Here is an 18,417-nt window from a genome sequence, read left to right as displayed (position 1 = left end):
GGTACCGATCCATCGGACAAAAGCCAGGCTACATCAGGGAAAGCGGGGCGCGACAGTGCTATTTCAGTGCCAGCGCGAGGTGTTTGATAGTTCGCGTATTTTGGTTAGATTTTGCTTGACTTAGTCAGCGTCTAGATAAAAAATGGAACCTGATTTCGACAGGACTTCGAGATATTCGCGCGGGCAAACGTTATGCGAGCAACGCGTGCAAACGTTGTGCATATATTGCGCGAGCGGCAATCGAAGGCGGGTTGGATGCAGGCCAGGTAGCGAACTTCACCTGCGCAAAGAACCCCGCGGCCTTGCGGGGTTTTTATGTGCCTCGGTTTATGCATTGAGCATAAATTCGGGACTTCGCGCACTGAGCCGCCTACCCATTCGGCGGGCATGAAAAACGTCCCCATTGCCGAATCCGCGTGTGTGTCGCCGCGGTCTGCAATGCATTGCGGAAGAAGGTCAGACAAACGTCGTCCTTGTCGAATACCGGCTCTCAGGTTCTAGCACGGCCCTCGGAATGGCTAGAACTTTTCAAAGCGTCACGTTCACACGTGACGCTTTTTTTTTGCTGTGCGCTAGCGCACGTCAAACCTGAAGTCTGCCGGAAAAATATGAACGCTGCCCGCATGTTTGATTTCGGCGCAGCGGCGTTTGCATTCTGTAAAGGGTGCGTCCTCAACGATGTGTGCTCAACGTTTGATTGCGAGCCGTCGTTTCACTTCGCTGACCGCCTGTTGTAGCCCATTCTCCTGGGCGGCGAGTGCGGTGCGCGGTCGTACGATCAGGCCGCAATAAAAAAGGCCAGCATCGCGCTGGCCTTTATCGAACTCACTCAAGCGTGGTCACGCACACTCGTGCGCGATCGTGCGCGATCAGAAAACCGTCTCGCGCTCCGGCGTCGCCGAGATGCGGTGGATCGACAGGTCGGCGCCGTTGTACTCGTCTTCCTGGTCGATGCGCAGGCCCACGACCGCGCGCAGCGCCCCGTACACCACAAAGCCGCCGAGCGAGGCGATCACGATGCCGCCCAGCGTGCCGACGATCTGCGCACCCAGCGACACGCCGCCGATGCCGCCCGCCCAGCGCGCGCCGAAAATCCCCGCAGCGATCCCGCCCCACGCGCCGCAGAGGCCATGCAGCGGCCACACGCCGAGCACGTCGTCGATGCGCCAGCGGTTCTGCACGCAGGTGAACATATAGACGAACAGCACGCCCGCCACCGCGCCCGTCGCGAGCGCGCCGAGCGGCTGCATGATGTCCGAGCCCGCGCACACGGCCACGAGGCCCGCGAGCGGCCCGTTATAGGTGAAGCCCGGGTCGTTGCGGCCCGCGAGCCACGCGGAGAGCGTGCCGCCCACCATCGCCATCAGCGAATTCACGGCGACGAGGCCGCTGATCTTGTCGATGGTCTGCGCGCTCATCACGTTGAAGCCGAACCAGCCGACGGCCAGCACCCACGCGCCCAGCGCGAGGAACGGAATGTTCGAGGGCGGATGCGCGGCGATGCGGCCGTCGCGCGAGTAGCGGCCGTGGCGCGCGCCGAGCAGCAGCACGGCGGGCAGCGCGACCCAGCCGCCGAACGCGTGCACGACGACCGAGCCCGCGAAGTCGTGGAACGGCACGCCGAACACGTGCGTGATCGCGTCCTGGAAGTGCAGGCGGTTGTTCCACACCATGCCTTCGAAGAACGGATAGATGAAGCCGACGATCACGAACGTCGCGAACAGCTGCGGATTGAACTTCGAGCGTTCCGCGATGCCGCCCGACACGATGGCCGGAATCGCCGCCGCGAAGGTCAGCAGGAAGAAGAAGCGCACGAGCTGATAGCCGTTGTGCTCGGCCAGCAACGCGGCCGGCGAGAAGAACTGCACGCCGTAGGCGATCGTGTAGCCGATGAAGAAATACGCGATCGTCGACACGGAGAAGTCGACGAGGATCTTCACGAGTGCGTTGACCTGATTCTTCTTGCGCACAGTGCCGAGTTCGAGGAACGCGAATCCCGCGTGCATCGCGAGCACCATGGCGGCGCCCAGCAGCAGAAAGAGCGTATCGGTACCGGTCTTGAGAGTGTCCATCCTTGCGTCCTGCATTTGCCCAAAAGAGGCGCGTATTGAGCAAGATGTGGGCCAGCTTCGCGCCAAACTGGTGAGCGAGCGTTCGCGTCGGGCATTGAAGCGGTGCGCGTTTGCACCGGATCGGCTATTTCCGTGCTGTCTCAGGTGCGTTTCAGGTGCGCGAGACGGGCGCCAGAACGGGGCGCGATACGCGTTGCGCACCGCGCGTGCACGTCACGATGGCACAAAAGCAGTGCTTGCGCGCGAAGTTGGTGAGCGAGCGCGCCAGTCTGGGGCGATTTATTCGTTTTTGCTTTCTGAATCAAAGGTTTGTCGGCATTTAGAAATGTTCGGTGCGCTGGCGCACGCCAACCGGAAAATGGCCGCCGCAGCACAATTCCGCCGCACTTGGGGCACAAACGCCGACATAATGGGTGGGCTAAAAACCGCTAGCCGTCCACACGCTCCAGGCCGCCACACAATGCGCCTCACCACCAAAGGGCTATTGCTGATCGCGATCCCCGCCGTTTTCGAGCTGACGCTGCTGTCGGCCATCGTGAAAGCCGAGGCGGACGCGGAAAGCGCCGAGCGCGCGGGCCAGCACAGCCAGGCCGTGCTGGCGCAGGCGGCCCGTGTGCTGGAGCCGGTGCTGGTCGAGTCGGTGCGGCTGCGCGGCGCGGTGGCGACCGGCGACACGAATTTCCGCACGCCGGTCTTGCTGTGGATGGACGTCGACCGCCGCATCGACCGTCTCGCCGAACTGGTCGCCGACAATCCGCCTCAGGTCGAGCGCGCCGTGCAGATCCGGCAGACCGTGCAGAGCTACCGGCAATGGTCGGACCGTATTCAGGATCTGCTTCATTCGGGCCGCCGCGCCGATCTCGTCGAGCGCTTTCGCACCTTCACCGACTACGACGTGCTCGATCGCGTGCGCACGCAGGTGTCCGCGTTCCAGACCGAGGAGCGCCGCCTCGACGTGATGCGCGTGACGGTGGCCGAGCAGGCGCGCGCGCAGCAGGAGTCGCTAGTGGTGACGGCGGTGATCGGCTCGATCATGCTGGTGGCGATCTCGGTGTGGCTGTTCATCCGCGGCGTGCGTGGCCGTCTCGACGCGCTCTCGGACAACGCAGGCCGTCTCGCGGGCAACGAGCCGCTCGCGCCGCTCACCAGCGGCAACGACGAGATCGCCCAGCTCGACCTCACGCTGCACCAGATCAGTCAGCGGCTCGTCGAGGCCGAACGTCTGCGCGTCGGTTTTCAGGCAGACCTCGCGCGGCGCGCCGAGCAACTGGCGCGCATCAACGAGAATCTGCGCCAGCAGACCCAGGAAAACGAGATGTTCATCCACAGCGTGTCGCACGATCTGCGCGCGCCGCTCGTGAACCTGCAAGGCTTTTCGCGCGAGCTTCACCATGCCTGCGACGATCTGCGCGATCGCGTCGCGCAGTCGTCGCTGACGCCCGAGGCGCGCGAACGCATCGAGCGCATCATCAACGAGGATATCGGCGAGGCGCTGCGCTACCTGCAGACGGCGGTCCTGCGCGCTTCGCACATCATCGACGCGCTGCTGCGGCTCGCGCGCGTGGGGCGCGTGGAGTACCGGCGTCAGCGCGTGAACGTGCAGGAACTGGTGCAGCGCGTGGTCGACGCCATGCATGCGTCGGTGCGCGCGCGCAACGCCCAGGTGAGCGTGCGCATGCTGCCTGCCGTCTGGGGCGACCCGACGGCGCTCGAACAGGTGTTCGCGAACCTGATCGGCAACGCGCTCAATTATCTCGATCCGGCGCGCGAAGGGCGCGTGGAGATCGGCGCGGCGGATGCGCCGCCGGGCGTCGAGTCGCTGCACATTTTCTATGTGCGCGATAACGGGCTCGGGATTCCCGAAGTGGCGCTGCCGCGGCTCTTTCAGGCGTTCCAGCGCATGCACGGCAACGTCGCGCCGGGCGAGGGCATCGGGCTCGCGCTCGTGCGCCGCATGGTCGAGCGGCACGGCGGGCGCGTGTGGGTGGAGTCGGTGGAGGGCGAGGGGACGACGTTCTATCTCTCGCTGCCCGACGCGCTCGCGGTGGTGCCGCCCGCGCCGGGCGACGCAGCGGCCTTGCTGGCCGCGCACGAGCGCGAGTTGCGTGGCGGAGACGGTGCTAACGGTGGCAATGGTGGTAATGGTGGCAATGGCGGGGACGGGGACAGCGCGCCGGCTGCGCGTACGCCCGCGCTCAAGGCGGCGGGCAAGCTGGCGGTTGCGGGCGGCACGCCGGATGGCGCCGGTATGTGACGTGGGCGGGCGTGTGACGCGAAACGAATTTGAGGGTGAAGTGCGGTGCTGAACCGGCGATGTTGAGCGGGCAGCGCTGCGCGCACCGTGCCGCGCACACCCTCAGCAGGCGAAAATGCGCCGCGTCTTGAGCAGTTGATGGCCGCGAATCGACCAGAGACAGCCCGCCGCAGCCAGCACGACGACGACGCCCAGCACGCTCTGCGTGCTCAGTGCCGCGCCGAACGGTATGCCGGCCGGCGAGACGAAGGCGCGTTCGAGCATGAGCAGCGCGCCCCATAGCGCAATGGCCGCCTGGATCAGCATGCGCGTGCCGCGCAGATGGCGCGCGCGCTCGGCGGCCGTGCCGCGACGATGCGCGCGGCGGCAAAAGAAAGCGATCGCCATCAAGGCGATCACGAGCAACACAATCCAGTCTGTCAGGTCCATCGGCGCACTCCCGCAATCCACAGGGAATTGTCGGGAGTGCCTGGCACAAAAACCATCAGACCGATCCTAAACAGGCGAACAGGATAAGTCAGGGCTCGATGCGCGTGCCGAGCAGCACGAGGAACTGGCGCAGCCATTCGGGGTGCGCGGGCCAGGCCGGCGCGGTGACGAAGGGCGCGTCGGTGACGGCGGCGTCGATGGCGATATCGGCATATTCGCCGCCCGCGAGCCGCACTTCGGGCGCGCAGGCCGGATAGGCCGAAATGCGTTTGCCTCGGATCACTTCGGCGGCGGCCAGCAACTGCGCCGCATGGCAGATGGCCGCGATCGGCTTGTTGGCGCCCGCGAAGTACTGCACGATCTCGATCACTTTCGGATTCAGCCGCAGATACTCGGGCGCGCGGCCGCCGGCGATGGCGAGTGCGTCGTAGCGCTTGGGATCGATCTCGTCGAAGCTCGCGTTCAGCGCGAACTGATGGCCGGGCTTTTCGGTATAGGTCTGGTCGCCCTCGAAGTCGTGGATCGCGGTCTTCACGCGCTCGCCGGCCTTCTTGCCCGGACAGACGGCATCGACCTTGTGGCCGATTGCGAGCAGCGCCTGGAACGGCACCATCGTTTCATAGTCCTCGGCGAAATCGCCGGTGAGAAACAGGATCTTCTTCACTGCCATGGTTTTGTCTCCTCGGTGGAACAGCGGGTTGCACGCGTGAAACGGTGTAACGTGGAACATGGAACATAAAGGGACCCCACGCAGTCTACTCCAGCATGTTTGACGATTTTTCACAGCCTCGCGCGCCGGACGCACCCACGCTCGCCGATATCGGCTGGCGGACCTACGAGCCGGGCCGCGACGCGGCGGCGCTCGCGGCGCTGTTTCGCGCGTCCGTCAACGAACTGGCGGGGGCGCACTATGACGCGCCGCAACGTGCCGCCTGGTCGACCAGCGCCGACGATCTCGCGGAGTTCGACGCGCGGCTCGCGCGCGGCGTGACGCTCATCGCCGAACATGCGGGGGCGCCGGTGGCGTTCGCGCAGCTCTTTCCCGTCGATCACGTGGAGATGCTCTACGTGACGCCCGGATGGACGCGGCGCGGGCTGGCGTCGGCGCTGATCGCGCGGCTCGAAGCGTTGGCGCGCGAGGCACAGGCGAGCACGCTCGACACCGATGCCAGCGCGCTCGCGCGGCCCGTGTTCGAGCGCGCGGGTTTTTCGCTCGTCGCGGAAGAACGGGTGCGGCGCGGCAGCGTATCATTGCGGCGTTTTCATCTTTGCAAGCCGCTCAGGGCGGTGTCTTTTTCAGGATGACCATGTATTTGAAGGAATCGAAGCAGGTATCGCAGCAGGTCTCGAAGCGCACTCTCGCGCCTCTCGTGCGTTATGCCGTCGCGCCGGCGCTGCTGTGCGCGCTGCTGGCGGGCTGCGACAAACACGATCAGACGGCGTCCGATCTCGCCAACAAGTCCGCCGACGCGGCGCAGCAAGCCGTGCAGGCCGCGGCGAGCCAGGCGTCGGCACAGGCGGCGCAGGCGCTGGGGCATGCGGCGAGCTTCGTGAATCAGCAACTCGATTCCGCGCAGCGCCAGCTCGATCACGCGGCGTCGCAGACCCAGGCGACCATCGATTCGCACGTCCAGTCGCAGGCCGATCGCGCCAGCGACGCGAGTGCGTCCATCGCGCAAAACGCCAGCGACTCCAGCGCCGAACTCGCCTCGCAGGCGCGCGGCCAGTGGCGCGAAGCGGCGAGCGCCGCGCACGCGATGCTCGGCAACGCGGCGGCGGCCACCGGCACGGGACTGTCCATCGCCGGCCATTCGCTGCAGCGCTGGGCCGCGAGCGACGCGGCGGCGGGATCGTCGCCGGGCGCCAGCCAGTGACGGGCGGCGGGCGCGGCAAGCCGTCATGGGCCGCCCGCGCCGTTTGACGGTTTGACGAATGGAATTAATGTAATTATCATGGTTACACTTTATCTTGCCGCACGCGCTGCGGCCGGTTCGCCGTGAATACGAGTAGCCGTTTTGCGTTTGCCGTTCACGTGCTTGCGCTGCTGGCCTTGCAGCAAGGCGAGCCCTTGTCGTCGGACGTCATCGCGGGCAGCGTGAATACGAATCCCGCGCTGATCCGCCGTCTGCTGACGATGCTCGCCAACGCCGGGCTCACCACGTCGCAGCTGGGCGCGGGCGGCGGGGCGCTGCTGGCGCGCGAGCCGCGCACGATCTCGCTGCTCGAGATCTATCACGCGGTCGACGATGCGCAGTTGTTCGCCATGCATCGCGAGGAGCCGAATCCGGCCTGCATGGTGGGGCGGCACATCCAGCAGTCGCTGCGCGGCGTGATCGACGATGCGCAGCGCGCGATGGAAGCGTCGCTGGCCGCGCGCACGTTGACCGACGTGGTCGAGGACATGCAGCGCAACGAGCGCAAGCTCGAACGCACGCGCGCGCCGAAGGCGCAGCGTCGGGCGTGAGGCGCGCAGCAGTCGGGCAGCAGTTGGGCAGGGCGGCAGGATAGAGCCGTACACGATTTCACCGAACGGGGCGTTGCCCCGTTTTTTAGAGCCTTAAATGTAACTAAATTGGTTACATAAATCCGTCATCCCAAACAGGAGTTCGCAAGATGAGCAAGTCGCTGAAAATCGCCCTCTTTGGCGCCACCGGCATGGTCGGTTCGCGCATCGCCGCTGAAGCCGCGCGTCGCGGCCATCAGGTGAGCGCGCTGGTGCGCCAGCCCGAGCGCGTCGTCGCCGGTCCGAACGTGCAGGCCGCGAAGGCCGATCTGCTCGATGCCGCGAGCGTGGCGTCGGCGGTGCGCGGCCACGACGTGGTGGCGAGCGCCTACGCGCCGCCGTTCAGCCAACTGGGCGATCTGCAGATCGCGAGCCGCGCGCTGGTCGACGGCACGCGCGCCGCGGGCCTGACGCGTCTCGTCGTGGTGGGCGGCGCGGGCTCGCTCGAAGTCGCGCCGGGCAAACAGCTCGTCGATACCGATGGCTTCCCGGACGCCTACAAGCCGATCGCGCTCGCGCACCGCGAGGCGCTCGGCTACTACCGCACGGTCACGGACCTCGACTGGACCTTCTTCGCCCCCGCCGCGCTGATCGCCCCGGGCGAGCGCACGGGCACGTTCCGCACCGGCGCGAACACGCTGATCGCCGACGCGAACGGCGACAGCCGCATCTCCGCCGAGGACTACGCGATCGCCTTCGTCGACGAACTGGAGCAAGCGCGCTTCGTGCGCCAGATCGCGACGGTCGCGTATTGATGCGGCGCCGCGCGAAAGGCGTTCGTGCCCCGCGCGGCAGGTCCGCGTTTGCGTTCTCGCGCTCGCATTCCCGTGCTTGCATTCTGTTACGCACGCATGACGCGTGGCTGTGGCGTCTGCGGCTACACTGGAGCGTCCTGATTTCGCCCCTTCGTCATGAATCCATGCTTCGGACGGGACGACGCGGGCGGGACGCCGCAACGCGTGCGGCCGTCCGCGTCGGGTTCTGTATTGGCTGCGCTGCGGGCGCGCCGCGATCCTCGTGAGTCCGGCGTCCGCGCGCATGCCGCCGCGCCGTGGGCCGTGTGTGCGCGGCTCGTCGTGTGGTTGATCATCCGGCTCGCGCTGGCGAGCGGCCTGGGTTTGTGCGCGCCCGCGTTCGCCGCCGATTCGGCTGCGGCCGCTACGCCATCCGCGTCTGCGGCCTCCGACGCGTCCGCGGCTTCCGCCGCACCGGCCGCGCCCGTCGCCGTGCCGGTGCTCCCCGCGTTGCGCAGCCTCATCACCGGCGCGCCCTTGCCGGTTTCGGGCGCCTCGGCCGCCGACGCCGCCTCTGCGCCGTCACCCGCGAGCCAGGCGGAATTCACGCGCTCGCTCGACAGCGTCATCACCACGCTCGACAACGACAAGCAGCGCAACGCGCTCCTCTCCCAGCTCAAGAAACTGCGTTCGGCTTCCGCGAACGTCGCGCCCGCGCCGGCTTCGGGCGCGGCGGCGAACGCGTCCGGCCTGCTCGGCGCGATCGCTTCGGGCCTCGCCTCGGTGGAAGCCGACGCTCGCCGCGGCCGCAGTCCGCTGCATTACTGGGCGGGCCGCTTCAACGCTGCGGGCATCGAGATCTACACGATCGCCTCGGGCGGCGAGGGCGAAAGCCTCGGGCGCATCGTCTTCGACATGGCGGCGCTGCTGTTCGGCTGGGGCGTCTGCGCCGCGACGCTGCGCTGGCTCGAACGCCGCATGCTGCGGCGCTTTTCCGTGCAGGTGCACCTGCAGCCCAATCCCAGCACGATCGATCTGCTGGTGTTCGTGCTGCATCGCGTTGCGCCGTGGATCGTCGCGTTCATCGGCGCGCTGATGGTGGAGCGCGCGCTGCCGCAGGCGCTCGGCCGCACGATCGGCGTGGTGATCGCCTATGCGATCGTGGCGGGCGCGGTGTTCTCGTCGATTTGTCTGATCATGTTTTCGCTGTTCGGCGCGGGGCACCGGCGCGTGGCCGTGAACGTGCTGATCCGCGATGCGCGGCGGCTGCTCTGGGCGATCGGCGTGTTCGCCGCGCTCGGCGACGCGGCCACCAATTACGAAGTCGCGAGCGAACTGGGCGTCAATCTCGCCGCGCTGGTCTCGACCTTCGCGAACATGACGGCGGCCGTGCTCACGGCGGTGTTCGCGATCGGCTTCCGGCGGCCCGTCGCGCATCTGATCCGCAACCGCGGCTATCAACTACGCACTGACCACAAGGCGCTCACCGAAGTATTCGACGTGCTCGCCTCGCTCTGGCAACTGCCGATGCTGCTGCTCGCGGCGGCGTCGATCGTGGCGACGCTCGGCGGCATCGGCAGCCACGAAGACGTGCTGCAAATTTCGGTCGTCACCGCGCTGCTGCTGGTGCTCGCGTTCTTCCTCTCGGCCGTGGTGTTCCGCATCACGCGGCCCGATCTCACGCGCGTGCGGCGGCGCTCGCCGTATCTGCGCCGGCTGCTGCGCTTCGCGGGCACGCTGCTCGTGCTGTTTGTCTGGCTCGCATATTTCGAGTCGTGCGCGCGCCTCTGGGACGTGTCGCTCGCCGCGATCATCGAGGCGAACGTGGCCGCGCGCGGCATCGCCCACGCGATCTTCGCGATTCTCTTCACGGTGTTCCTCGCGTGGCTCGTGTGGATCGTGCTCGATACGGCGATTCTCGAAGCGCTCAATCCGAGCGGCCCGCGCACCAAGGGCCGCGCGCCGAGCACGCGCGCGCGCACGATGCTGCCGCTCGTGCGCAACGCGCTGCTCGTGTCGATCCTCACGATCGCGGGCATCGTCACGGCGGCGAATCTCGGCATCAACGTGACGCCGCTGCTCGCGGGCGCGGGCGTGATCGGCCTGGCGATCGGCTTCGGCGCGCAGTCGCTCGTGACCGACCTGATCACGGGCCTCTTCATCATCATCGAAGAAACGATTTCGGTCGGCGACTGGATCGATCTCGACAACGGCCACGCGGGCACGGTCGAGCATTTGTCGATTCGCACCGTGCGGCTGCGCGACGGGCAGGGCGCGATCCACGCGATCCCGTTTTCGCAGATCAAGATCGTCAAGAATCTGTCGCGCGATTTCGCGTTCGCGGTGTTCGAAGTGCGCGTGCCGTTTTCCGTCGATCTCGATACGGTCACGCGCATGATCCGCGAAACCGGCGCGGAGCTGGTCGCGGATTTTCGCTATCGGCGCGAGATTCTCGGGCCCGTGGAGGTGTGGGGGCTCGACCGCTTCGATCCGAACTGGATGGTCGTGAAAGGGCAGATCAAGACGCGGCCGTTGCAGCAGTGGAGCGTGGCGCGGGCGTTCAATGCGCGCCTGAAGCGGCATATGGACGAGGCGGGCATCGAGATGCCGGTGCCGCAGATGCAGGTGCATATGTCGCCGCGCGGCGACGACGGGCGCGAACCTGGCGATGGTCCCGACTCCGATGCGGGACTCGACGAAGCGGGCGGCGCGCCGGAGTCGGACGAAGCGCGGGCGCGTGCCGAGGCCAGAGTCGAAGCGAAGGAGGCCGAAGCGAAGGAAGCGGCGGCGGCCAGCGACATCACCACGCGCGGCGTGACACGCGATGCCTCGCACGAACCGCGTCCCGCGCCGCCGCCGACCGGCAGCCCCGAAGGCGCGCCGCCGCAGATTCCCACAGCGGGACGCAACTGAGCGCGATGTCAGGCCGTCTCGGCCAGCGGCAGCACGTCGTTCACGTGCGTGGCGATCTGCTCGCCCGCCACGCCGTACACATGCAGCGAAACCGTCTGCGTGGCGCTCTCGTTCGCGAGCCGATGGACGTTCGCGCGTCCAGGGCCGCCGAACGCCATCGCGCCGGGTGTGCCTGCCGTCCGGTCGTGCGCGCGCCGGAATTCGGCGACGCCGCGCGCTTCATCCCAACCGTACAGCGTCTCGGTGAGCGTGCCGTCGAGCACGGCGTAGCCGCACCACGCGTGATGCGCGTGCACCGGACTCGCGTGACCCGGCTGCCAGACCAGCGTCGCGACCGCATAACGGCCACGCGGATCGGCGGCGATCAGATGGCGGCGATAACGATCCGCGCCGCCCACGCGCTGCGCGGGCAAGACGAGCGCGGGATCGGCCAGTGCCAGCGCGAGCGCGAAACGCACGCCTTGCCCGAACGCCGCGCAGCGCGAGGGATCGTCGTCGGCGCTGTCGTGACCGCGATGGGCGAGGGCGCAGGCGTCGAACACGCCGTCGAGTGCGCCGCACAGGCGCGCGACGGCGGCGGCGTGTGCGGTTTCCAGCAGCGCAGGGTGAAAGGGCGCGTTCATCGGATAGCCTCGTGTCGTGTTGTTCTCTTAGACAGAGTTATAGCGATTGGCGCCGAGAAAGAGTTTCCCTTCTTTTTTCCCATTGCGGCGTAAGATAGAAGAAATTTCTATACGACGGGGTAGCTGGGAATGGATATCATCGATAAGAAGCTCGTGGAGCTGCTCCAGCAGGACGCCACCATGCCGGTCGCCGAGCTGGCGCAGCGCGTGAATCTCTCGCAGACGCCGTGCTGGAAACGCGTGCAGCGCCTCAAGGAAACCGGTGTGATCCGCGCACAGGTGGCGCTGTGCGATCCGAAGAAGCTGGGCGTGGGCACGACGGTGTTCGTCGCGGTGCGCACGAACCAGCACACCGAGGCGTGGGCGCAGGCTTTCACGCGCGCGGTGCAGGATTTTCCCGAGATCGTCGAGGTGTACAGGATGAGCGGCGAAACCGACTATCTGCTGCGCGTGGTGGTGTCCGATATCGACGATTTCGACCGCATCTACAAGCAGCTGATTCGCGCCGTGCCGCTGTTCGACGTGAGTTCGAGTTTCGCGATGGAGCAGATCAAGTATTCGACGGCGCTGCCGGTGCGCGGGACGTGAGCGCTTTGCGCACGTTTTCCACGTCGGCTGGAGCGCAAGCCGTCTGCAAGGCGCGGCGGCGTAGAATGCCCGTTCCTTCTTCCTCACCTCATCGGGCAGGGCACGCGACATGAACGAACCGCGCAAGAAGAACCCCACGCTGGGCGTAGGCGTCCTGATCGTCGTGGTGGTGCTGTTCGTGATCGGCACGGTGCTGTTCAACGCGCTGCGCAGCAAGCGCGACTACGACGAGACCGTCGGCGCCCAGGCGCGTCACGCGGTGACCAGCACGGCCGCTTCGCAGGCGGGCAGCGCCACGCAATAGCGCTTGATCGCGCCGCGTTAGCCGTTACTCGCGTTACTCGTCACGCATTACTCTTCCGGCAGACGGATCAGGCTCGCGTCGCGGCGAATCAGCCATGACGCCGCGAGCATCTGCTTGCCTTGATGCGCGAGCAGCTTCAGATCCTGCGCGAGTTCGGCGCTCGGTCCCAGCGCGCGTTCCGCGTCGACCACCATGGTGTCGAGTTCGCGCGTCATGCGCTTCGTGATGTCGAGCTGATCGTCGGGCACCGCCGTGCCGGCCTCGGCGGCCACGAGATTCTCGCGCACGCAGTCGAACGCGCGTTCCAGCGCGTCGAGCTTCACGCTTTCTCCCGCACCCGCTTCGAGATTCGCGGTGCTGCGCAACAGCGGCGCGCTCGCCGTGATCTGCGAGGCCAGTTCGTGGCTGCGCACCAGCAGGTCGTTAAGCTCGGGCACGAACTTCTGCGCCGACTTCGGTTCGAGCATCATGCGCTGGAACGCCTGGCCGAGATTCGCGAACGCCACATGCACGTTCTTGCGCGCGAGCCGGTAACGGAAGTCGCGCGCGAGCGCGGGCACCGCGGCGGCGGCCGTCGACGTCGCTGCGTTTTGCGCCGATGCCTGCGCGGCCGCTTTCGCGCCCACCGCCGCGACGGGCTGGCCGGAGGCGGGGGCCTCGGCGGCGTCGAGCGTCAGCGTGTCGGCGCCGGGCGTGCTGCCTGCGCCTTGCGCGTTTGCGGCCGTCGCGGACGTCGCGACCGACGCCACGCGCGCCGACGCCTCGGTCAGCATCGCGCCCGCGAAGGCCGGCTGCGGCGCGCTCTTGCGCGCGCTCCACCACCAGCTCGCTTCGAGATAGCCGCGCGTCGCGGCGATCATGTCGTGCACGAGCTTGCCCATCAGCCGGTATTCCCAGTACGGGAACAGATGGCTCGCGCCGATCGCGATCATGCAGCCCACGACCGTGTCGATGGCGCGTTCGCCGATGATGCGCATGCTGCCCGGCGCGAGCAGATGGAACATCAGTAGCACGTAAGCCGAGGTGAACACGACGCTCGCCGTGTAGTTGAACAGCAGCAGGCTGTAGCTCATCACCATCGCCGCGAACATCGAGACGAGCAGCACGAGCGGCTGCTTCACGAGCAGGATCAGCGCGATGCTGGCCACGCAGCCGATCAGCGTGCCGACGATACGCTGCGCGTTGCGCTGGCGCGTGAGCGAGTAGCCGGGCTTCAGGATGATGATGCTCGTCATCACGATCCAGTACGCGTTCGTGAGCGGCAACAGGCGTCCGAGCCAGAAGCCGACGGCCACGGCGATCGTCACGCGCAGCGCGTGGCGAAAGCTCGGCGAGGCCATCGTCAGGTTCGAAAAGATTTGCAGCCACGACACGCGCCGGTTCGTCACGAAACGCGTGAGCGCCTCGTCGATGCGCACTTCGGTGTCGGTGGTCGGCACTTCGCTCGCGAGGCTGCGGCGCATGCGGTCGATCAGGCGCGTCGCGCTCCAGATGCGGCGGAACGAAGCCGAGATCGCCGCGTAGGCTTCAGGGTCCTTCGCGGGCAACTCGCGCTTCTTGAGCAGCTCCAGTTCGTATTCGATCGCGCGCAGTTCGGCCTTCACGTTGACGTTCGCGCGCGGCGCTTCGTTCTGCAGTACGGCGAGGCCGATGTCTTCGAGATCGGCGGCGGCCTTGCGGATCAGGTCGCGATAGAACACCAGCAGATCGGAGCCGCCGAAGGTGTTGCGCACGAGCGGGTAGTCGGTGTGCGCGCCCACGAACAGCTCGTGCAGATCGACCGTGTTGATGAAGAGATTGAAGTGCATCGCGCGGCGCGCGTCGATCTTGCCGCTGCGCAGCTTGGGCAGATTGCGCAGGACGATGTCGCGCGCCGCATCCTGGCGCTCGACGGCCGCGATCTGCTTGGCGACGAGGTTGCGATAGCACTCGTCGAGATCGTTATCGAGGTCGTAGAACTGTGCGCGCGCGAGCAGATAGTCGGCGCAGGCGAACACGCTTTCGGCGAGCGCCTGCTGCTCGATGCGATCGAGCATGAGGCGGCTCACGAGCGTCGACCAGCCCGTGTACCAGAGGCCGCCCAGCAGTATCCACAACGCGTTGATGAGCGCCTGATGCGGCGTGAAGTGCTCCTCGAGCGTCATCACCATCATGAACAGCGTGGCGAAGCTGATCTGCGGCCAGCGGTTGCCGTAGACGACGATCAGCGAGAGCACGAAGGTGAGCGGCACGACCGTGGCCCAGAGGGCGATCGGGCTGAAGGTGGCGAGGCCTGTGGCGTAAGCGGCCAGAAAACCGATCGCGCTGCACGCGAGCATCTCGTTGCGCTTGTACTTGAGCGGGCCGGGCATGTCGACCACGCACGCGCCGAGCGCGCCGGTCGAGATCGTGAAGCCGAGGTCGCTCTTGTCGAGGACGAACAGGCACAGGATGGCCGGCAGTGAAATGCCGACCGCAATGCGCAGACCGCCGTAGAAGTACTGGCTATAGAGGAATTTCCTGATTTCTACGGAGTAGCGCATCGACTGCCGGTGGTATTCGAATGCGGCCGGGCGCCGCGGACTGTGGCGCTGAGTGTATCGGATTTCGGGCGCGATCTGCCCATCTCTGTATGCGGGCTTTCCCGCCACGCGTGCGCGCGCCGCGCCACGTGCGAGCCGGTGGCGGCGCGGTCGATTTTTCGGCGTCGTTCGAGCGCGGCTGCGTTGCGGATTCGCCGATGGTCAATCGACGCGACGATCAATCGACGCTCAGGCTCGATGCATCGCCGAGCAGTCCATGCGTGCCGCGAATGCGGCGCATACGCGTGCGATACCAGAAGGTCCACGCGAGCAGCAGCCCGAACACCACATAGCCGAGGATCGGCGAGACGACCAGAAAGCGCTCGATCGGCCAGGTCGCCGCGAGGTAGGTGCGCAGCGCGGCGTCGGCGCAGAGGCCCGCGCCCCAGACGAGCGTGAGCAGCCTCATCGCGGCGGCGAAATTGCGGTTCTCGCTCCACAGCAATTCGAGCCGCGCGACGCCTTCGCGCGTCTCGCGCGCGACCGTGGCGCGCGTCAGATAGAACACGAGCGGGCGACGCGCGAACAGCGAACCCAGGAACGCCACGCCGATCGCGCCCGAGGCGAGACTCTCGCGCATCAGCAGCGCGCGCGTGCCGCCGCCGAAGGCCATGGCCGCGAGCGAAAGGACAATGCCGAGCAGGATGACCGCGGAGAGCGCGTCGATGCGCCGAAAGCGCACGAGTTCGACGGCGCTCCAGGCGAGCGGGGGAATGGCCGAGGCAATCAGGCCGCCGACTTCGCCCCAGTAAGGTTGGGCGAAGCGGTACGCGACCCACGGCAGCAGCAGATTGACCGCCAGTTCGGCGACGAATGCTGGACGCAGCTTCATGAGATGCGTGCTCCATAAAGGGTTGCAGAAAGTATGCGGCAAATCTCCGATGAACGGCAATGCGCGGTGCAGCGCCATCGGTCTGGCGGACCGCATATCGCGTGCCCGTCGCGTGAACGACCTTGCCGGGGCGTTGCGCGGGATCGCATCGCGGCGGCGCGTGTATGCGAAACTGGCGGGCTAACCATCGATCGACCGCCATGTATCCCCGTCAACCTGTCCCGCTGCACGAAATCGAACTTACCGCCGTCCGGGCGCAGGGCGCGGGCGGTCAGAACGTGAACAAGGTGTCGAGCGCCATCCATCTGCGCTTCGACATTCACGCCTCGTCGCTGCCCGATGTGCTCAAGATGCGTCTGCTCGCGCTCTCGGACCGGCGCGTCACGCACGAGGGCGTGGTCGTCATCAAGTCGCAGGAATTTCGCACGCAGGAACAGAATCGCGCCGCCGCGCTCGAGCGGCTCGAAGCGCTCATCGACAGTGTGAGCGTCACGCGCAAGGCGCGGGTGGCGACGCGGCCCACACGGGCGTCCAAGGTGCGCCGCCTCGACGGCAAGTCGCGGCGCGGCGATCTCAAGGAAGGGCGGCGGCGCGTGCAGGAGTGAATCGCGCGGCGCGTGCGTCTGCGCCGGAAACGAAACGGGCGGCCTCGAAGGGCCGCCCGTTTTGCTTTCGGACATGCTGAACCGGCGGAACCGGCTGAACCGGCGATATCAGTGCGCCGTGCTCGGCACGTCGAGGATCAGGACGATGGTCCAGTCGGCGTCGCCTTCATGGTGATACTGGCGTTCCGCGACGATGAACGGCTGCTGCTTGCCGTCCGGGCCGAGGAACAGCACGTCGCCTTCCATCGGCAGGCATTCGATCGGGGGCAGCGCGAGGAAGGCCTCGGTGCCTTTGCCGCGCGGCATCAGCTTTTCGATCTTGCGGGATGCCGCTTCGGTCCATTCGATGTCGAGCTGGATGTTGCTCATCGTTCTTTCTCCGCGCGTGTGGCGCACTAACAGTGGGTGAATTCGAGGTGCGCGACTTTAGCATAACCCGCGCGCGGGCCGGTTCGCAGGCCGATTGGCGTCCAGACCATGAAAAAAGCCGAGGCCGGATGACCGGCTTCGGCTCGATGTGTCTGGCTCGCGGCCAGCAGGCGGTGCTCACCGGGCGCTACGCGAGGCGCAACGCCTGGCGTAGCGCCTGGCACGACGCCATAAACGACTGTGCGCCAGGCATTACGCGAGGAATGACGCGATGAATTACTGCGCCGCCTTCTTGTGGCCTTTCTTGTGGTGCTTCGCCGGCATTTCGGATTGCGCCTGGGCGGCGGCCTGCTGGCGCGACTGCAGATCTTGCGCGCGTTGCTCGACGTCGGCGGCCTTGGCGGGGTCGGTGCTCATCGTGATGCCGTTCTCCGATTGTGCGTAGGCGGCGCCCGTCAGCGCGGACAGCGAAACCAGGACTGCGAGGGACACTTTTTTCATCACGACCTCCGAAGGAGTGGTTTATGGACCCAGCCGGCCTGCCGAGCAGGATTGGCATGTCATTCTAACGATCAAATAGTCGCTCCAGATGACATCGCATAAGGCGTGCGCGCATCTGTTACACATTGTTGCACTTGCTGTCGCATGCCGTCGCGAGGCGGCCAAACGCTAGAACCAGCCGATCATCCGATAGACATAAAACTGTGCAATCCCAATCAATTCGTGCAGCGCGGTTTCGGCGGCCTGAAGGTTCTTCAGGCGCGGCAACAACCCCGTGCGCACGTGCCGCACGCTGGAGACGGCCGGCGCCGGCTCCATGCCGAAGCGATGGAAATCGAGCATCGCGCGCGGCATGTGATACGCGGAGGTTACAAGGAAGAGCGTATCTGCGCGCTCGGCGTGCACGAGCGGCTCGACGTTGCGGGCGTTCTCCCACGTCGTGAGGCTGCGGTTTTCGAGCAGGAGGTCGGCGGGCGGTACGCCGGCGCGCAGCAGCAGGGGCGCGTAGGTGTCGGCTTCGCTCGCGGCATGGTGCTGCGGATTGCCGCCGCTCACGATCACGCGGCAGATGCGGCCGGCCGCGCGGCAGCGCGCGTCGAGCGAGGCGGCGAGCGCGATGCGCGCGTAGACATCGTGCTTGGGCACGAGCGTGCCGTCGTCGCCGGTTTCGGTGCCGCCGCCGAGCATGACGATCGCGGTGCGCGCACCGAATGTCTCAGGTGCGGTCGAGGCCGGATCGTAGGGAGTACGATAGACCGGTGGCTGCGCGAGATCGACGAGCGGCGTGGCGAGCCAGCCGGTCGCGAGCAGTCCGAACAGGACGATGGCGGTGCCCGCGACGAGCCGGCGTCCGTTGCGCCACAGCACGAACAGCGCAACAAATAGAAAAAATATTCCGATTAGTATCAATTTGAATGAGGTAACGTATTGTTTTCGGGATGAAGCGTGCATTGCGCGCGTGCGCCGCCGCTGCGGCAGCCGCGTCAGGCATGCCGGAAGCAAGCGGCCATGCCTGGCCCGGCGTCGTTTCAGGCCGGTGCGTGCGGGATGGCAAGCGCTTACCGCGGGGGCCCGAATAACCTGCAGTCCTTGCCACGGCGCAAGGCACGGCGGCGCACGCGGCCACACG

18 protein-coding genes are annotated in these 18,417 nt (G+C 66.6%); 9 read left to right on the top strand and 9 right to left on the bottom strand.

Annotated elements, in window-relative coordinates; all coding sequences use genetic code 11:
• Positions 1-869: 869 nt before the first annotated feature.
• The gene (locus U4Y88_RS06420; RefSeq protein ID WP_310630966.1) at positions 870-2,072 is read right to left on the bottom strand and encodes an ammonium transporter; all 1,203 of its coding nucleotides are present in this window, start codon (positions 2,070-2,072) and stop codon (positions 870-872) included.
• Between the two features lie 460 nt (positions 2,073-2,532).
• On the opposite strand from U4Y88_RS06420, the gene U4Y88_RS06415 reads away from it, so the two are divergent.
• Positions 2,533-4,326 (top strand): sensor histidine kinase, encoded by a 1,794-nt coding sequence (locus tag U4Y88_RS06415; RefSeq protein WP_321783021.1) that lies wholly within the window; start codon positions 2,533-2,535, stop codon positions 4,324-4,326.
• Positions 4,327-4,428: 102 nt separating this feature from the next.
• Here U4Y88_RS06415 and U4Y88_RS06410 read toward each other — a convergent pair whose 3' ends face one another.
• Positions 4,429-4,755 carry a hypothetical protein gene (locus U4Y88_RS06410; protein ID WP_224012048.1) on the bottom strand — a complete coding sequence of 109 codons (327 nt, stop codon included), beginning with the start codon at positions 4,753-4,755 and terminating at the stop codon, positions 4,429-4,431.
• An 88-nt stretch (positions 4,756-4,843) separates the two neighbouring features.
• Entirely contained in the window at positions 4,844-5,425 is a 582-nt protein-coding gene (locus tag U4Y88_RS06405; RefSeq protein WP_224012049.1) for a DJ-1/PfpI family protein, read from the bottom strand.
• Between the two features lie 95 nt (positions 5,426-5,520).
• On the opposite strand from U4Y88_RS06405, the gene U4Y88_RS06400 reads away from it, so the two are divergent.
• The 5 genes from U4Y88_RS06400 to U4Y88_RS06380 all read left to right on the top strand — a co-directional run bounded on the left by U4Y88_RS06400 (position 5,521) and on the right by U4Y88_RS06380 (position 10,905).
• Positions 5,521-6,060: a GNAT family N-acetyltransferase gene (locus U4Y88_RS06400; RefSeq protein WP_321783019.1), complete on the top strand. Its 540-nt coding sequence runs from the start codon at positions 5,521-5,523 to the stop codon at positions 6,058-6,060.
• Between the two features lie 2 nt (positions 6,061-6,062).
• Positions 6,063-6,629, top strand: a complete 567-nt coding sequence (locus tag U4Y88_RS06395) for a hypothetical protein (protein WP_310630969.1) — start codon at positions 6,063-6,065, stop codon at positions 6,627-6,629.
• A gap of 122 nt (positions 6,630-6,751) precedes the next feature.
• The gene (locus tag U4Y88_RS06390) at positions 6,752-7,219 is read left to right on the top strand and encodes an Rrf2 family transcriptional regulator (protein ID WP_321783017.1); all 468 of its coding nucleotides are present in this window, start codon (positions 6,752-6,754) and stop codon (positions 7,217-7,219) included.
• 149 nt (positions 7,220-7,368) lie between these two features.
• Entirely contained in the window at positions 7,369-8,013 is a 645-nt protein-coding gene (locus U4Y88_RS06385) for an NAD(P)-dependent oxidoreductase (protein ID WP_321783015.1), read from the top strand.
• Between the two features lie 156 nt (positions 8,014-8,169).
• Positions 8,170-10,905 (top strand): mechanosensitive ion channel family protein, encoded by a 2,736-nt coding sequence (locus tag U4Y88_RS06380; protein ID WP_415774403.1) that lies wholly within the window; start codon positions 8,170-8,172, stop codon positions 10,903-10,905.
• Positions 10,906-10,913: 8 nt separating this feature from the next.
• On the opposite strand, the gene U4Y88_RS06375 is transcribed toward U4Y88_RS06380, so the two are convergent.
• Complete coding sequence (locus tag U4Y88_RS06375) at positions 10,914-11,528, bottom strand: cysteine dioxygenase family protein (protein WP_321783011.1); 615 nt, start codon at positions 11,526-11,528, stop codon at positions 10,914-10,916.
• A 129-nt stretch (positions 11,529-11,657) separates the two neighbouring features.
• Here U4Y88_RS06375 and U4Y88_RS06370 point away from each other — a divergent pair, with 129 nt between their 5' ends.
• Both U4Y88_RS06370 and U4Y88_RS06365 read left to right on the top strand, forming a co-directional pair.
• Entirely contained in the window at positions 11,658-12,116 is a 459-nt protein-coding gene (locus U4Y88_RS06370) for an Lrp/AsnC family transcriptional regulator (protein ID WP_224012056.1), read from the top strand.
• Positions 12,117-12,225: 109 nt separating this feature from the next.
• Positions 12,226-12,420, top strand: coding sequence for a hypothetical protein (locus U4Y88_RS06365; RefSeq protein ID WP_321783009.1), 195 nt, complete (start codon positions 12,226-12,228; stop codon positions 12,418-12,420).
• A gap of 47 nt (positions 12,421-12,467) precedes the next feature.
• Here U4Y88_RS06365 and U4Y88_RS06360 read toward each other — a convergent pair whose 3' ends face one another.
• Both U4Y88_RS06360 and U4Y88_RS06355 read right to left on the bottom strand, forming a co-directional pair.
• Positions 12,468-14,942, bottom strand: coding sequence for an FUSC family protein (locus tag U4Y88_RS06360; protein WP_321783007.1), 2,475 nt, complete (start codon positions 14,940-14,942; stop codon positions 12,468-12,470).
• A 217-nt stretch (positions 14,943-15,159) separates the two neighbouring features.
• Complete coding sequence (locus tag U4Y88_RS06355) at positions 15,160-15,813, bottom strand: VC0807 family protein (RefSeq protein ID WP_310633602.1); 654 nt, start codon at positions 15,811-15,813, stop codon at positions 15,160-15,162.
• A gap of 200 nt (positions 15,814-16,013) precedes the next feature.
• Between U4Y88_RS06355 and arfB the strand changes: the two genes are divergently transcribed.
• Positions 16,014-16,418, top strand: coding sequence for an alternative ribosome rescue aminoacyl-tRNA hydrolase ArfB (gene arfB, locus U4Y88_RS06350; protein ID WP_310633601.1), 405 nt, complete (start codon positions 16,014-16,016; stop codon positions 16,416-16,418).
• 108 nt (positions 16,419-16,526) lie between these two features.
• Here arfB and U4Y88_RS06345 read toward each other — a convergent pair whose 3' ends face one another.
• The 3 genes from U4Y88_RS06345 to U4Y88_RS06335 form a co-directional block, all read right to left on the bottom strand.
• Entirely contained in the window at positions 16,527-16,787 is a 261-nt protein-coding gene (locus U4Y88_RS06345) for a DNA-binding protein (protein WP_224018434.1), read from the bottom strand.
• Between the two features lie 276 nt (positions 16,788-17,063).
• Positions 17,064-17,288 carry a hypothetical protein gene (locus U4Y88_RS06340; protein ID WP_224018432.1) on the bottom strand — a complete coding sequence of 75 codons (225 nt, stop codon included), beginning with the start codon at positions 17,286-17,288 and terminating at the stop codon, positions 17,064-17,066.
• A 168-nt stretch (positions 17,289-17,456) separates the two neighbouring features.
• Complete coding sequence (locus U4Y88_RS06335; protein WP_310633604.1) at positions 17,457-18,155, bottom strand: YdcF family protein; 699 nt, start codon at positions 18,153-18,155, stop codon at positions 17,457-17,459.
• Between the last annotated feature and the right edge of the window lie 262 nt (positions 18,156-18,417).

Origin of the sequence: Paraburkholderia sp. J94 (genome assembly GCF_905220285.1) — a bacterium.
GTDB classification, from domain to species: Bacteria; Pseudomonadota; Gammaproteobacteria; order Burkholderiales; family Burkholderiaceae; genus Paraburkholderia; species Paraburkholderia tropica_A.
The sequence above is the reverse complement of the archived record's forward strand: the minus strand, read 5'-3'. Positions and strand labels throughout refer to the sequence as shown.

Bases quoted from the DNA above. Each gene is read 5' to 3' on its own strand.
- U4Y88_RS06420 (WP_310630966.1), bottom strand. From the start codon at position 2,072: ATGGACACTCTCAAGACCGGTACCGATACGCTCTTTCTGCTGCTGGGC.
- U4Y88_RS06415 (WP_321783021.1), top strand. From the start codon at position 2,533: ATGCGCCTCACCACCAAAGGGCTATTGCTGATCGCGATCCCCGCCGTT.
- U4Y88_RS06410 (WP_224012048.1), bottom strand. From the start codon at position 4,755: ATGGACCTGACAGACTGGATTGTGTTGCTCGTGATCGCCTTGATGGCG.
- U4Y88_RS06405 (WP_224012049.1), bottom strand. From the start codon at position 5,425: ATGGCAGTGAAGAAGATCCTGTTTCTCACCGGCGATTTCGCCGAGGAC.
- U4Y88_RS06400 (WP_321783019.1), top strand. From the start codon at position 5,521: ATGTTTGACGATTTTTCACAGCCTCGCGCGCCGGACGCACCCACGCTC.
- U4Y88_RS06395 (WP_310630969.1), top strand. From the start codon at position 6,063: ATGTATTTGAAGGAATCGAAGCAGGTATCGCAGCAGGTCTCGAAGCGC.
- U4Y88_RS06385 (WP_321783015.1), top strand. From the start codon at position 7,369: ATGAGCAAGTCGCTGAAAATCGCCCTCTTTGGCGCCACCGGCATGGTC.
- U4Y88_RS06380 (WP_415774403.1), top strand. From the start codon at position 8,170: ATGAATCCATGCTTCGGACGGGACGACGCGGGCGGGACGCCGCAACGC.
- U4Y88_RS06375 (WP_321783011.1), bottom strand. From the start codon at position 11,528: ATGAACGCGCCCTTTCACCCTGCGCTGCTGGAAACCGCACACGCCGCC.
- U4Y88_RS06370 (WP_224012056.1), top strand. From the start codon at position 11,658: ATGGATATCATCGATAAGAAGCTCGTGGAGCTGCTCCAGCAGGACGCC.
- U4Y88_RS06365 (WP_321783009.1), top strand. From the start codon at position 12,226: ATGAACGAACCGCGCAAGAAGAACCCCACGCTGGGCGTAGGCGTCCTG.
- U4Y88_RS06360 (WP_321783007.1), bottom strand. From the start codon at position 14,942: ATGCGCTACTCCGTAGAAATCAGGAAATTCCTCTATAGCCAGTACTTC.
- U4Y88_RS06355 (WP_310633602.1), bottom strand. From the start codon at position 15,813: ATGAAGCTGCGTCCAGCATTCGTCGCCGAACTGGCGGTCAATCTGCTG.
- arfB (WP_310633601.1), top strand. From the start codon at position 16,014: ATGTATCCCCGTCAACCTGTCCCGCTGCACGAAATCGAACTTACCGCC.
- U4Y88_RS06345 (WP_224018434.1), bottom strand. From the start codon at position 16,787: ATGAGCAACATCCAGCTCGACATCGAATGGACCGAAGCGGCATCCCGC.
- U4Y88_RS06340 (WP_224018432.1), bottom strand. From the start codon at position 17,288: ATGAAAAAAGTGTCCCTCGCAGTCCTGGTTTCGCTGTCCGCGCTGACG.